The following is a 13023-nucleotide window of genomic DNA, read 5'->3' on the forward strand; positions in this document are numbered from 1 at the left end:
TCGATGGCCAGCTAAATCGCAGGCAACAAAAAACCGACCCTAGGGTCGGTTTTTGTTAAAGCGCGTCGCTTAGGCAGCTGCAGCTTCTTTCAGCGCCTTGATGTGGCCATTCAGACGGCCTTTGTGGCGAGCAGCTTTATTCTTGTGGATGATGCCTTTATCGGCCATGCGGTCGATTACAGGCACAGCCAGAGTGTAAGCAGCTTGCGCTTTTTCGGCGTCTTTAGCGTCGATGGCCTTGACTACGTTCTTGATGTAGGTACGGACCATGGAACGCAGGCTGGCGTTGTGGCTGCGACGCTTCTCAGCCTGTTTTGCACGTTTCTTGGCGGAAGGTGTGTTGGCCACCGTCGAGCTCCTCGAAAGACTTTTGGGTAAATAGCAAACAAATAAGGCCGCGAATCATGCCGATGAGTCGGACGGATGTCAAGGCCAGTTGCAAGGATCTGCCGAGTGGCATGTGTGCGCGGAAGGAGAGATTCCTTTCTACGCAACGACCTGTAAACTCGGGAGTTTTTGGCACCCCTGCAAAGAAGCGGGATTATCGCACATCCGGGCGTCATCTGGCAGCGCTCTCAAGTCCCAGGCGTAAAACTTTTCGATGAACCTGCTCAAATCCCTGGCTGCAGTCAGCTCCATCACCATGATTTCGCGGGTGCTGGGTTTCGTTCGCGACACCATTCTGGCGCGGGTCTTCGGCGCTGGCATCGCCACCGACGCCTTCTTCATTGCCTTCAAACTGCCCAACCTGCTGCGGCGTATCTTCGCCGAGGGCGCGTTTTCCCAAGCCTTCGTGCCGATTCTTGCCGAATACAAGACCCAGCAGGGCGAGGAGGCCACGCGCACTTTCATCGCCTATGTCAGTGGCCTGCTCACGCTGGTCCTGGCTCTGGTCACTGCCCTGGGCATACTCGCCGCGCCCTGGGTGGTGTGGGTCACGGCCCCCGGCTTTGTCGACAGTGCCGAGAAATACGAACTCACCACCGCACTGTTGCGGGTGACGTTTCCTTATATATTGCTGATATCCCTGTCGTCGCTGGTCGGGGCGATCCTCAATACCTGGAACCGCTTCTCGGTGCCGGCCTTTACGCCGACCCTGCTGAACGTGGCGATGATCGCCTTCGCCGTGTTCCTCACCCCCTATTTCGACCCGCCGATCATGGCCCTGGCCTGGGGCGTGCTGGCGGGGGGGCTGGCCCAGCTGCTGTACCAGCTGCCAGCCTTGAAGAAGATCGGCATGCTCGTGCTGCCACGGCTGAACCTGCGCGATACCGGGGTATGGCGCGTGCTCAAGCAGATGCTGCCGGCGATCCTCGGAGTGTCGGTGAGCCAGATTTCGCTGATCATCAACACCATCTTCGCCTCCTTCCTGGTGGCCGGATCGGTGTCCTGGATGTACTACGCCGACCGTCTGATGGAGCTTCCTTCCGGTGTGCTGGGCGTAGCCTTGGGCACCATTCTTCTGCCGACCCTGGCCAAGACCTACGCCAACAAGGACCGTGAAGAGTATTCGCGGATCCTCGACTGGGGCCTGCGCCTGTGCTTCCTGCTGGTGCTGCCTTGCACCCTGGCCCTGGCGATCCTCGCCGAGCCGCTGACCGTGGCGCTGTTCCAGTACGGCAAGTTCACCGCCACCGATGCCGCCATGACCCAGCGCGCACTGATCGCCTATTCGGTCGGTCTGCTGGCGATCATCCTGGTCAAGGTGCTTGCGCCTGGCTTCTATGCGCAGCAGAACATCCGTACGCCGGTGAAGATCGCCATCTTCACCCTGATCTGCACCCAGCTGTTCAACCTCGCGCTGATCGGCCCGCTGCAACATGCAGGTCTGGCTCTGGCCATCAGCCTAGGGGCCTGCCTCAACGCCGGTCTGCTGTTCTGGAAGCTGCGCAGCCACGGTATGTTCCAGCCCCAGGCTGGCTGGGCGATGTTCCTGCTCAAGCTGGTACTGGCAGTTGGGCTGATGTCTGGCGTGCTGCTGCTGGGCATGCACTTCATGCCAGCCTGGGAGCAGGGCAACATGCTCGAGCGTTTCCTGCGCCTCGGCGCATTGATCGGCGCGGGTGTGGTGACCTACTTCGGGTGCCTGTTCCTGTGCGGTTTCCGCCCTCGGCACTTTGTCCGCAAGGCGCTGCACTGAGGTCGGGGCAGGGCCAGGCGTCGGTTTTTCGCATTCCACGGCCCACAGTGGCACTGCTGCCTGTCACCAGCGCCCCGGTGTGGTTATAATCGGCCACTTTATGAGCAAGAAGCGCGTTATGCAGCTGGTTCGAGGTCTTCACAACCTGCGCCCCGAGCACCGGGGCTGTGTCGCCACCATTGGCAACTTCGACGGGGTTCACCGGGGCCACCAGGCCATCCTGGCGCGCCTGCGTGAGCGCGGCCAGGAGCTGGGCCTGCCCACCTGCGTGGTGATCTTCGAGCCGCAGCCGCGGGAATATTTCGCCCCGGACACCGCGCCGGCCCGGCTGGCGCGTCTGCGCGACAAAATCGAGCTGCTGGCCGACGAAGGCATTGACCGGGTGTTGTGCCTGGCCTTCAACCAGCGCCTTAGCCAGCTCAGCGCCGATCAGTTCGTCAAGGCGGTGCTGGTCGACGGCCTGGGCGTGCGTCACCTGGAAGTCGGCGACGACTTCCGCTTCGGCTGCGATCGTGCCGGCGACTTCGACTTCCTGGTCCAGGCCGGCCAGCAGTACGGTTTCACCGTCGAGGCGGCCAACACCGTGATCCAGGACGGCCTGCGCGTCAGCAGCACCGAGGTGCGCAAGGCCCTGGCCGAAGCCGACTTCGAGCTGGCCGAGCACTTGCTGGGCCGTCCGTATCGCATTACCGGGCGCGTGCTGCACGGCCAGAAACTGGCCCGCCAGCTCGGCACGCCCACCGCCAACATCCAGCTCAAGCGCCGTCGCGTGCCGCTGTCCGGGGTCTACCTGACCAGCATCGAGATCGACGGCACGCCTTGGCCGGGTGTCGGCAACATCGGGGTTCGTCCCACCGTCAAGGGTGATGGGCGTCCCCACCTGGAAATCCATCTCCTGGACTACACCGGCGACCTCTATGGCCGGCGTCTGACAGTGGAGTTCCACCACAAGCTGCGCGAGGAGCAGCGATTCGCCTCCCTGGAGGCGCTGAAGTCGGCGATCGACGCGGACATCGCCGCCGCACGTGCCCACTGGCACGCTCAACCGCTAACCAAGAGCCTGAAATGACCGACTACAAAGCCACGCTTAACCTTCCGGACACCGCCTTCCCCATGAAGGCCGGCCTGCCTCAGCGCGAACCGCAGATCCTGCAGCGCTGGGACAGCATTGGCCTGTACCGGAAGTTGCGCGAGATTGGCAAGGATCGTCCGAAGTTCGTCCTGCACGACGGCCCGCCCTATGCCAACGGCAAAATCCACATCGGTCACGCGCTGAACAAGATCCTCAAGGACATGATCGTCCGGTCCAAGACCTTGTCGGGCTTCGACGCGCCCTACGTGCCGGGCTGGGACTGCCATGGCCTGCCGATCGAGCACAAGGTCGAGGTCACCCATGGCAAGCACCTGACGCCCGACCAGACCCGCGAGCTGTGCCGCGCCTACGCCGCCGAGCAGATCGAAGGGCAGAAGAGCGAATTCATCCGCCTGGGCGTGCTGGGCGACTGGGACAACCCCTACAAAACCATGGACTTCGCCAACGAAGCTGGCGAGATCCGCGCCCTGGCCGAGATGGTCAAGCAAGGCTACGTGTTCAAGGGCCTCAAGCCGGTGAACTGGTGCTTCGATTGCGGTTCGGCCCTGGCCGAGGCCGAGGTCGAGTACGCCGACAAGAAATCCCAGACCATCGATGTCGCCTTCCCGATCGCCGACCAGGACAAACTGGCCGCCGCCTTCGGCCTGGCTTCGCTGAACAAGCCTGCCGCGATCGTGATCTGGACCACCACCCCCTGGACCATTCCGGCCAACCAGGCGCTGAACATCCACCCGGACTTCAACTACGCCCTGGTCGATACCGGCGAGCGCCTGCTGGTGCTGGCCGAGGAACTGGTCGAGTCGTGCCTGAAGCGTTACGCGCTGGAAGGCTCGGTAGTGGCCACCGCGCCAGGCAAGGCGCTGGAACTGATCAATTTCCGCCACCCGTTCTACGAGCGCCTGTCGCCCATCTACCTGGCCGAGTACGTCGAGCTGGGCGCCGGTACTGGCGTGGTCCACTCCGCGCCGGCCTACGGTGAGGACGACTTCGTCACCTGCAAGCGCTACGGCATGGTCAACGACGACATCCTCACGCCCGTGCAGAGCAACGGTGTGTACGCGCCATCGCTGGAGTTCTTCGGTGGCCAGTTCATCTGGAAGGCCAATCCGGCCATCGTCGAGAAGCTGCAGGAAGTCGGTGCGCTGCTGCACACCGAAACCATCAGCCACAGCTACATGCACTGCTGGCGCCACAAGACCCCGCTGATCTACCGCGCCACCGCACAATGGTTCGTTGGCATGGACAAGCAGCCCAACAACGGTGAAAACCTGCGTGAGCGTGCGCTCAAGGCCATCGAAGACACCAAGTTCGTGCCGTCCTGGGGCCAGGCTCGCCTGCACGCGATGATCGCCAACCGTCCTGACTGGTGCATCTCGCGCCAGCGCAACTGGGGCGTACCTATCCCGTTCTTCCTCGACAAACAGACCGGCGAGCTGCACCCTCGCACCGTCGAGCTGATGGAAGAAGTGGCCAAGCGCGTCGAGAAACAAGGCATCGAGGCCTGGTTCAAGCTCGACGCCAAGGAACTGCTGGGTGACGAGGCCGGCCAGTACGACAAGATCGCCGACACCCTCGACGTCTGGTTCGACTCCGGTACCACCCACTGGCACGTGCTGCGTGGCTCGCACGACATCGGCCATACCACCGGCCCGCGCGCCGACCTGTACCTGGAAGGCTCCGACCAGCACCGCGGCTGGTTCCACTCCTCCCTGCTGACCGGTTGCGCCATCGACGGCCACGCGCCGTACCGCGAGCTGCTGACCCACGGTTTCACCGTGGACGAGAACGGCCGCAAGATGTCCAAGTCGCTGGGTAACACCATCGAGCCGGAAAAGGTCAACAACACCCTGGGCGCCGACATCCTGCGCCTGTGGGTTTCCGCCACCGATTACTCCGGCGAGATGGCCGTTTCCGAGCAGATCCTGCAGCGCAGCGCCGACGCCTACCGGCGTATCCGCAACACCGCGCGCTTCCTGCTCTCCAACCTGTCCGGCTTCGATCCGGCGCGCGACCTGTTGCCGGCCGAAGACATGCTGGCCCTGGACCGCTGGGCGGTCGATCGCACCCTGCTGCTGCAGCGTGAGCTCGAAGAGAACTACGCCGAGTACCGGTTCTGGAACGTCTACTCCAAGGTGCACAACTTCTGCGTGCAGGAGCTGGGCGGCTTCTACCTCGACATCATCAAGGACCGCCAGTACACCACCGGCGCCAACAGCGTTGCGCGCCGCTCCTGCCAGACCGCGCTGTACCACATCAGCGAGGCGCTGGTGCGCTGGATCGCGCCGATCCTGGCCTTCACCGCCGACGAGATCTGGCAGTACCTGCCGGGCGAACGCAACGAGTCGGTCATGCTCAACACCTGGTATCAGGGCCTGAGCGAGCTGCCACAGGACAGCGAGCTGGATCGCGCCTACTGGGACCGCATCATGGCGGTCAAGGCGGCGGTCAACAAGGAGCTGGAGAACCAGCGCGTGGCCAAGGTCATCGGTGGCAACCTGCAAGCCGAAGTCACGCTCTTCGCCGAGGAAGGCCTGAGCGCCGACCTGGCCAAGCTGGGCGACGAGTTGCGCTTCGTGCTGATCACCTCTGCCGCCAGCGTGGTGCCGTTCGTCCAGGCGCCGGCCGAGGCGGTGACAACCGAAGTCGAAGGCCTCAAGCTGAAAGTGGTCAAGTCCGGCCATGCCAAGTGCGGCCGTTGCTGGCACTTCCGCGCCGACGTCGGCAGCCATCCGGAACACCCGGAGATCTGCGCTCGCTGCGTCGACAACATCAGCGGCAACGGTGAGGTGCGCCACTATGCCTAATCCTGCAGCGGGGCGCTTCGGGCGCCTTGCCTGGCTCTGGCTGAGCCTGGTGGTCCTGATCCTCGACCAGGCCACCAAGCTGTATTTCGACAACGCCCTGACCATGTACCAGCAGATCGTGGTCATTCCCGACTACTTCAGCTGGACCTTGGCCTACAACACGGGCGCGGCCTTCAGCTTCCTGGCCGACAGCTCGGGCTGGCAGCGCTGGTTGTTCGCCCTGATCGCCGTGGTGGTCAGCGCCGTACTGGTGGTCTGGCTCAAGCGCCTGGGGCGCAACGAGACGTGGCTGGCGGTCGCGCTGGCCCTGGTGCTGGGTGGTGCCATCGGCAACCTGTGGGATCGCGTCGTGCTGGGGCATGTGGTCGACTTCATCCTCGTCCACTGGCGCAACACCCACTACTTCCCGGCCTTCAACCTGGCCGACAGTGCGATTACCGTCGGAGCGGTGATGCTGGCGCTGGACATGTTCAAGAGCAAGAAAAGCGAGGAGCCGGTCCATGACTGAGATCCGTATCGGCCAGAACACCGAAGTCACCCTGCACTTCGCGCTGCACCTGGAAAACGGCGACACCGTCGACAGCACCTTCGACAAGGCGCCCGCCGTGTTCAAGGTCGGCGATGGCAACCTGCTACCGGGCTTCGAGACTGCACTGTTTGGCTTCAAGGCTGGCGACGAGCGCAAGCTGACCATCGCCCCTGAGAACGCCTTCGGTCAGCCCAACCCGCAGAACGTACAGGTGATGCCCCGTTCGCAGTTCGACGGCATGGAGCTGTCAGAGGGCCTGCTGGTGATCTTCAACGATGCCGCCAACACCGAACTTCCGGGTGTGGTGAAAGCCTTCGATGACAACCAGGTGACCATCGACTTCAACCATCCGCTGGCTGGCAAGACCCTGAACTTCGAGGTCAAGATCCTCGATGTGAAGGCGCTGTGAGCCTGGAGCCGAGCATGCAAATCAAACTCGCCAACCCGCGTGGCTTCTGCGCGGGTGTCGACCGGGCGATCGAGATCGTCAACCGTGCCCTGGAAGTTTTCGGGCCGCCGATCTACGTGCGCCACGAAGTGGTGCACAACAAGTTCGTCGTCGAGGACCTGCGCAACCGCGGCGCGATCTTCGTCGAAGAGCTGGATCAGGTCCCGGACGATGTGATCGTCATCTTCAGTGCCCACGGCGTCTCGCAAGCCGTGCGCCAGGAAGCGGCCGGTCGTGGCCTGAAGGTGTTCGACGCCACCTGTCCGCTGGTGACCAAGGTGCACATCGAGGTGGCCAAGTACAGCCGTGATGGCCGTGAATGCATTCTCATCGGTCATGCCGGGCACCCGGAAGTCGAAGGCACCATGGGCCAGTATGACGCCAGCAATGGCGGCGCCATCTACCTCGTCGAGGACGAAAAGGATGTCGCCACCCTGCAGGTCCGCGATCCTGACCACCTGGCGTTCGTCACCCAGACCACGCTGTCGATGGACGACACCAGTCGCGTCATCGATGCCCTGCGTGCACGCTTCCCGAATATTGGTGGTCCGCGCAAGGACGATATCTGCTACGCCACCCAGAACCGTCAGGATGCGGTCAAGCAACTGGCCGATGAGTGTGATGTGGTGCTGGTGGTCGGCAGCCCGAACAGCTCCAACTCCAACCGTCTGCGCGAACTGGCCGAACGCATGAGCACGCCGGCCTACCTGATCGACGGTGCCGAAGACCTGCAGCGTGCCTGGTTCGACGGCGTCCAGCGCATCGGCATCACTGCAGGCGCTTCTGCGCCCGAGGTGCTGGTGCGTGGGGTGATCGAGCAGCTCAAGGCCTGGGGTGCTACGGGCGCTGAGGAGCTTGATGGACGTGAAGAGAACATCACCTTCTCGATGCCCAAGGAGCTGCGGGTTCGCTCGCTGATCTGATCAGGGGCCTGCGCAGCGCGGCGCTTCGCTCGCCCCGCTGCGCAGGCTGACTCGCCCGCTAGGTGCGACAACGACCCGATGCTGACTGCTGCCCTGCGCACGTTGGCAGATCTGCAAGGTGCCGCCGGAAAATGCGCCATTGTCGCGCAGCGGGACACCCAGGCCACTGAACCTCAGTTTTTCCAGGTTGGCAGCGATCCTCATGGGTCGGCCCAGCCGATGTTCGCGCAGCAGTTGTTGGTTGCCTTCCAGCACTGTTTGCCAACCCTTCCCCCAATCCCCCTCCAGCGGTTGCACCACAACGCTCCGGTTCTGCAGCAATGCGTCGCCACGTGCGCTTCGCAGGCTCTGTGCCAGGTCGCGGGCGGCTGCGGCCTGGCGAAGGTCTTCGGTCAAGTTGGCGTAGGCCGGTGCCGCGAGCTGTGTCAGAAGCGCGACCATGGCCAGTACGCTCATCATTTGTATCAGTGTTACTCCCTGTTGCCGCATCGTGCATTCCTCCCTGGAAGTGCTTCGCTGTAGCTTCGGTGCTGCGGACCAGGAGGTCCAGTCAGCCAGGCCGATCAGGCTTGGCGGGAAATTTCGCAGGAGGCGAAACCATGGTGCACAGGGAGCAGGGCATGACCTTGCTGGAAGTGGTATTGGCAGTGCTGGTGCTGTCGCTCGGCTTGTTCGCCGCGGCGGCATCGCAGATACGCGCAGTGCAGGCCGGCGAGGGCGCGCGGCGCGATGCACAGGCGGTGCAGTTGGCACACCTGTTGTTCGAGCGTGTGAGGGCGAGCGGTACGCTTGAACCCGAGGCGCTGCACGGCTGGCGCGCACTGATAGGTTCGCTGCTGGACCAGCGCGGCGAGGGGCGGGCGGTCGTGGCCGGAGAGTGGTTGCAGCTGGAGATTCGCTGGCACGACCCACGCAGCAGCGAGGCGCAGGTCATCGCTCTGCAGGGCAGGGTGCTGCCATGACGCCTCGACAACGAGGCTTCGGCCTGTTGGAGGCCCTGCTGGCACTGGCCTTGGGCTTGATACTGCTGGCCGCTGCGGGGCAAGCTCTGGTGTCGGCCCAGCAAGCCTGGCGCGTGCAAGGCGCGCTGTCGCGGATGCAGGATGACGCCTCGCTCGCCTTTCAGCGGCTGGCGCAGGACATTCGCATGACCGGCATGTTTGGCTGCCTGGCACCCGAAGCCATCGAGTTCATCGACCCCTCTGCTGCACAGGCCTTCGCCCAGCCGTTGCAGATATCCCATGCCGGCGATGGTCGCGAGGTCACGCTCAGCCTGGTGACGGCCGACGTGCGAGGGGCAGGAGGCAACCCGGATTGGACGCTGCTCACCGATTGCCTCACCTGGGCCGAGGTTCATCCGGCACGCCAGGCCGGTAGTAGCACTACGCTGGCGTTCCCGGTGCGGCGGCAGACCTACCGCTTTCAAGGCGACGGCCTGATGCTCAGCGGCGGCGGCATGAATGCCGTGCTCATCGACAATGTGCGTGCTTTTCGTGTCACCCGTGTCGTGGGCAATGAGGGGGAGCGCGTGGACCTGCAGTTGACCCTTGGTGACCCTGTGCTGGGCGTCGAGCGAAACTACGCGCTGAGCGTTGCGCTGCGCAACCGGTTGCCACCGTCATGAGCGCCCAGCGCGGGATGGTCTTGCTGCTGGCCCTGGTACTGAGCCTGCTGCTTGGCCTGTTCTCCATCTCGGCCCTGCGTGACACGCTGCAGCAGATAGCGTTGGCGGGCAGCGCGCTGGAGGCGGCGCGCGCCTTTGAAGAGGCCGAGGCGAGCCTGCTGGCGGGCGCGCTACAGCTTGCCCTGGCGCCCCCTTCGCCCTGCCAGGTGTGCGCCCCACCGCCCGCACCCCATGACCTGATCGATGGGCAGCCACCGTGGCAGGCCAGCGAGCACGGTTTCTTTCTGTTACAGCAACTGGGCGTTAGTACCCGCGCTGCGCACATGCCAGAAGGGGCGAGGGTGGTCTTGTTCCGGATCACTGCGGTAAGCCGTCAGGCCCGCGCACGGCAGGTACTGGAGGCGATCTATGCGGTCGAGTCCGGACAGGCCCAGGCACCCCGGCGTATCGCCTGGCGCCAGCGATTCAGGGAGTCTTGAGATGCAACGTGGCCTTAGCCTTATGGAGCTGTTGCTTGTCGTGGCCGTGACCGGCATTCTGGCGAGCGTTGCCTATCCCAGCTATAGCGACCAGCTTCGGCGCGCCGCGCGCGGCGAAGCGGTCGGCCTGCTGCACGATACCGCCCAGCGTCTGCAATCCCACTACGCCCGTACCGGCCAGTATGCCGACAGCGAGCAGTGGCAGACACCGCTGCCCGAGGGTAGCCGCTTCTATCGCCTGCGAGCCTGGCGCGAGCACGGCCAGTATCGGCTGCTGGCCGAGCGTCAGCCCCAGGGGCTGATGGCGCGTGATCGTTGTGGCGACTACCAGCTTGACCAGGCCGGTGTGCGTGCGAATCCTGGGGCGCTGGATGAGGCGGATTGTTGGTGAGGCGTTTTTACTTCAGGTGTTGGATCGACAGATGAGCAAGCACGTAGTGATTGTCGGTGGCGGGGTGATCGGTCTGCTGACTGCCTTCAACCTGGCAGCAAAGGTTGACCGTGTGGTGGTGTGCGACCAGGGCGAGGTCGGTCGTGAGTCGTCCTGGGCCGGCGGTGGTATCGTCTCGCCCCTGTATCCGTGGCGCTACAGCCCGGCGGTGACCGCCCTGGCGCATTGGTCGCAGGATTTCTATCCACAGTTGGGCGAGCGTCTGTTCGCCAGCACGGGTGTCGACCCTGAAGTGCACACCACCGGTTTGTACTGGCTCGACCTCGACGATGAAGCCCAAGCCCTGGCCTGGGCTGCACGCGAACACCGTCCCTTGAGCGCCGTCGACATCTCGGCGGCCTATGACGCCGTTCCGGTGCTCGGCCCAGGCTATCAGCACGCGATCTACATGGCCGGTGTGGCCAACGTACGCAACCCGCGCCTGGTGAAGTCGCTGAAAGCCGCGTTGCTGGCACTGCCCAACGTCAGCCTGCGCGAACACTGCCAGATCAGCGGTTTCGTCCAGAAAGACGGGCGCGTGACCGGCGTGCTGACGGATGAAGGCGTGCTGGCCGCCGACGAAGTGGTGCTCAGTGCCGGTGCCTGGAGTGGCGACCTGTTGCGCACCCTCGAGCTGGAGTTGCCGGTTGAGCCGGTAAAGGGCCAGATGATCCTGTTCAAGTGCGATGCCGACTTTCTGCCGAGCATGGTACTGGCCAAGGGGCGCTATGCGATTCCGCGGCGCGACGGGCATATCCTGGTGGGCAGCACGCTTGAGCACGAGGGTTACGACAAGACCCCGACCGAGATTGCGCTGCAAAGTCTGCGGGCGTCGGCGATCGAGCTGTTGCCGCAATTGAAGGACGCACCGGTCGTGGGGCATTGGGCCGGGCTGCGACCGGGCTCGCCTGAAGGTATTCCCTACATCGGGCCGGTGCCTGGGCACGCCGGGCTGTGGCTCAACTGCGGGCATTACCGCAACGGTCTGGTGCTGGCGCCTGCTTCGTGCCAGTTGTTTACCGATCTGCTGACCGGCGCCGAGCCGATCATCGATCCTGCCCCCTACGCCCCGGCCGGGCGTCTGGGCTGAAAACACGCAGCGGCCTCGCGTCGCGCAAGGCCGCTGCGTGTTTTGCACAGACCTCAGTGCCGGTGCGGCGCCTGCAGGTGCCGACTCGGGTAATGCTGTTCGTACACCTTGCACACCCTGAGCACCTGTTCATCGGCAAAGCGCGCGCCCACTACTTGCAGCCCCACCGGCAACCCCTCGCGGGTGAAGCCGCAGGGGACCGACGCCGCAGGCTGCTGGGTCAGGTTGAACGGGTAGCTGAAGGGCGTCCATTCCATCCACTGCGCCATGCCCGACCCTGGCGGCACGTTGTGCCCGGCTTCGAATGCGACCAGTGGCAGCATCGGTGAGAGCAGCACGTCATGACGCTGGTGGAAGGCGTTCATCTGCGCGATCAGCTCGGCACGTGCTTCCAGTGCCTGGGTGTAATCGGCCAGGCTGATGCCAGCCCCCTGCTCGGCGATCCCGCGCAGGCCCGGGTCGAGCAAGTCCCGCTGTGCCTCGCTCAGCCCACTGGCCAAGCGTGCCGCGCCCGCGAACCACAGGGTATTGAAGGTCTGCAGCGGGTCGCTGAAACCTGGATCGACTTCCTCCACCGTCGCCCCCAGGCGCGCCAGGCGTTGCACGGCTTGGGCCACCAGTGCCTGGATCTGCGGATCGACCTGTATGTAGCCGAAGTCGGCGCTGTAGGCGATACGCAGGCCGCGCAGGTCTGTCGAGTCGTCCAGCCAGGGCGACTGACGTGGGGCTCCGGCCAGGCCGTCGCGCGGGTCGGGGCGGGCTACGCAGTCGAGCATCAGCACGGCGTCATCCACCGTACGGGTCATCGGCCCCAGGTGCGACAGCACGGTCATGGCGCTGGCTGGCCACTGCGGTACGTAGCCGAAGGTCGGCTTGATGCCGAAGGTACCGGTGAAGGCGCAGGGGATTCGAATCGAGCCACCGGCATCGCTGCCCTGGTGCAGCACGCCGAGATTGAGCGCCGCTGCTGCTGCCGCACCGCCAGACGACCCGCCCGCGGTCAGGCGGGTATCCCAGGGGTTGCGGGTGATGCCGTACAACGGGTTGTCGGTGACCCCTTTCCAGCCGAACTCCGGCGTGGTGGTCTTGCCCACCAGCACGGCGCCGGCCTCGCGCATGAAGGCGCTGAAGGGCGCATCGACTTCCCATGGTCCGACGCCTGAGCTGGTGCGTGAGCCTTTGCGGGTCGGCATGCCGCGGGTCAAGGTCAGGTCCTTGATCGACGTGGGCAATCCGTCCAGGCGTCCGCACGGCTCGCCACGCTGCCAGCGGCGTTCGCTGGCGCGGGCAGCGGCGCGTGCGCCTTCGCCGTCGACATGGCAGTAGGCGTTGACGGCGGGGTTGTGCAGGTCGATGCGGGCCAGCACGTCGTCGATCACTTCGAGCGGCGATAACTGGCGGCGGCGGTACAGTTCGAGCAGCTCGGTGGCACTGAATTCACCGATGGCGGTCTTGCCTGTCAT

General features: G+C 64.4%; 14 protein-coding genes. 11 read left to right on the plus strand and 3 right to left on the minus strand.

The annotated features are described in order from the left end of the window. Positions 1–69: 69 nt before the first annotated feature. Positions 70–348, minus strand: coding sequence for a 30S ribosomal protein S20 (gene rpsT / locus ACTYOL_RS03945; RefSeq protein ID WP_029614579.1), 279 nt, complete (start codon positions 346–348; stop codon positions 70–72). Positions 349–601: 253 nt separating this feature from the next. Here rpsT and murJ point away from each other — a divergent pair, with 253 nt between their 5' ends. The 6 genes from murJ (at position 602) to ispH (ending at position 7937) form a co-directional block, all read left to right on the plus strand. Beyond that, positions 602–2140, plus strand: coding sequence for a murein biosynthesis integral membrane protein MurJ (gene murJ, locus ACTYOL_RS03950; RefSeq protein WP_197892652.1), 1539 nt, complete (start codon positions 602–604; stop codon positions 2138–2140). A gap of 118 nt (positions 2141–2258) precedes the next feature. Continuing rightward, on the plus strand, positions 2259–3209 hold the full coding sequence (gene ribF / locus ACTYOL_RS03955; RefSeq protein ID WP_323453116.1) for a bifunctional riboflavin kinase/FAD synthetase: 951 nt from the start codon (positions 2259–2261) through the stop codon (positions 3207–3209). Next, the gene (gene ileS, locus ACTYOL_RS03960) at positions 3206–6037 is read left to right on the plus strand and encodes an isoleucine--tRNA ligase (protein ID WP_151926493.1); all 2832 of its coding nucleotides are present in this window, start codon (positions 3206–3208) and stop codon (positions 6035–6037) included. Before ribF ends, ileS begins: the two co-directional genes overlap by 4 nt. Continuing rightward, positions 6030–6545 carry a signal peptidase II gene (lspA, locus tag ACTYOL_RS03965; RefSeq protein WP_444757563.1) on the plus strand — a complete coding sequence of 172 codons (516 nt, stop codon included), beginning with the start codon at positions 6030–6032 and terminating at the stop codon, positions 6543–6545. The genes ileS and lspA overlap by 8 nt, the downstream gene beginning before the upstream one ends. Next, on the plus strand, positions 6538–6975 hold the full coding sequence (locus tag ACTYOL_RS03970) for an FKBP-type peptidyl-prolyl cis-trans isomerase (protein WP_444757564.1): 438 nt from the start codon (positions 6538–6540) through the stop codon (positions 6973–6975). Before lspA ends, ACTYOL_RS03970 begins: the two co-directional genes overlap by 8 nt. A gap of 14 nt (positions 6976–6989) precedes the next feature. Next, entirely contained in the window at positions 6990–7937 is a 948-nt protein-coding gene (gene ispH / locus ACTYOL_RS03975; protein ID WP_063542800.1) for a 4-hydroxy-3-methylbut-2-enyl diphosphate reductase, read from the plus strand. Here the strand turns inward: ispH and ACTYOL_RS03980 are convergent, their stop codons facing one another. Then, positions 7938–8426 (minus strand): GspH/FimT family pseudopilin, encoded by a 489-nt coding sequence (locus ACTYOL_RS03980; RefSeq protein WP_112897288.1) that lies wholly within the window; start codon positions 8424–8426, stop codon positions 7938–7940. Between the two features lie 110 nt (positions 8427–8536). Between ACTYOL_RS03980 and ACTYOL_RS03985 the strand changes: the two genes are divergently transcribed. Genes ACTYOL_RS03985 through thiO form a run of 5 tightly spaced genes read left to right on the plus strand, consistent with a single transcriptional unit; the run spans position 8537 to position 11560 of the window. Beyond that, positions 8537–8899, plus strand: a complete 363-nt coding sequence (locus ACTYOL_RS03985; RefSeq protein WP_420029890.1) for a prepilin-type N-terminal cleavage/methylation domain-containing protein — start codon at positions 8537–8539, stop codon at positions 8897–8899. Beyond that, positions 8896–9561, plus strand: coding sequence for a PilW family protein (locus tag ACTYOL_RS03990; RefSeq protein WP_197892649.1), 666 nt, complete (start codon positions 8896–8898; stop codon positions 9559–9561). The genes ACTYOL_RS03985 and ACTYOL_RS03990 overlap by 4 nt, the downstream gene beginning before the upstream one ends. Continuing rightward, on the plus strand, positions 9558–10040 hold the full coding sequence (locus tag ACTYOL_RS03995) for a hypothetical protein (protein ID WP_197892647.1): 483 nt from the start codon (positions 9558–9560) through the stop codon (positions 10038–10040). Before ACTYOL_RS03990 ends, ACTYOL_RS03995 begins: the two co-directional genes overlap by 4 nt. Before the next feature lies 1 nt (position 10041). Next, positions 10042–10431, plus strand: a complete 390-nt coding sequence (locus ACTYOL_RS04000; protein WP_197892646.1) for a type IV pilin protein — start codon at positions 10042–10044, stop codon at positions 10429–10431. 31 nt (positions 10432–10462) lie between these two features. Beyond that, positions 10463–11560, plus strand: coding sequence for a glycine oxidase ThiO (thiO, locus tag ACTYOL_RS04005; RefSeq protein ID WP_197892644.1), 1098 nt, complete (start codon positions 10463–10465; stop codon positions 11558–11560). 53 nt (positions 11561–11613) lie between these two features. Here thiO and ACTYOL_RS04010 read toward each other — a convergent pair whose 3' ends face one another. Continuing rightward, positions 11614–13023, minus strand: coding sequence for an amidase (locus ACTYOL_RS04010; RefSeq protein WP_197892641.1), 1410 nt, complete (start codon positions 13021–13023; stop codon positions 11614–11616).

Source organism: Pseudomonas sp. A014 (assembly GCF_052378495.1).
Lineage (GTDB): Bacteria > Pseudomonadota > Gammaproteobacteria > Pseudomonadales > Pseudomonadaceae > Aquipseudomonas > Aquipseudomonas machongensis.

Excerpts from the sequence above, each read along its gene's own strand:
- murJ (WP_197892652.1), top strand. The coding sequence starts at position 602 with ATGAACCTGCTCAAATCCCTGGCTGCAGTCAGCTCCATCACCATGATT.
- ribF (WP_323453116.1), top strand. The coding sequence starts at position 2,259 with ATGCAGCTGGTTCGAGGTCTTCACAACCTGCGCCCCGAGCACCGGGGC.
- ileS (WP_151926493.1), top strand. The coding sequence starts at position 3,206 with ATGACCGACTACAAAGCCACGCTTAACCTTCCGGACACCGCCTTCCCC.
- lspA (WP_444757563.1), top strand. The coding sequence starts at position 6,030 with ATGCCTAATCCTGCAGCGGGGCGCTTCGGGCGCCTTGCCTGGCTCTGG.
- ACTYOL_RS03970 (WP_444757564.1), top strand. The coding sequence starts at position 6,538 with ATGACTGAGATCCGTATCGGCCAGAACACCGAAGTCACCCTGCACTTC.
- ispH (WP_063542800.1), top strand. The coding sequence starts at position 6,990 with ATGCAAATCAAACTCGCCAACCCGCGTGGCTTCTGCGCGGGTGTCGAC.
- ACTYOL_RS03980 (WP_112897288.1), bottom strand. The coding sequence starts at position 8,426 with ATGCGGCAACAGGGAGTAACACTGATACAAATGATGAGCGTACTGGCC.
- ACTYOL_RS03985 (WP_420029890.1), top strand. The coding sequence starts at position 8,537 with ATGGTGCACAGGGAGCAGGGCATGACCTTGCTGGAAGTGGTATTGGCA.
- ACTYOL_RS03990 (WP_197892649.1), top strand. The coding sequence starts at position 8,896 with ATGACGCCTCGACAACGAGGCTTCGGCCTGTTGGAGGCCCTGCTGGCA.
- ACTYOL_RS03995 (WP_197892647.1), top strand. The coding sequence starts at position 9,558 with ATGAGCGCCCAGCGCGGGATGGTCTTGCTGCTGGCCCTGGTACTGAGC.
- ACTYOL_RS04000 (WP_197892646.1), top strand. The coding sequence starts at position 10,042 with ATGCAACGTGGCCTTAGCCTTATGGAGCTGTTGCTTGTCGTGGCCGTG.
- thiO (WP_197892644.1), top strand. The coding sequence starts at position 10,463 with ATGAGCAAGCACGTAGTGATTGTCGGTGGCGGGGTGATCGGTCTGCTG.
- ACTYOL_RS04010 (WP_197892641.1), bottom strand. The coding sequence starts at position 13,023 with ATGACAGGCAAGACCGCCATCGGTGAATTCAGTGCCACCGAGCTGCTC.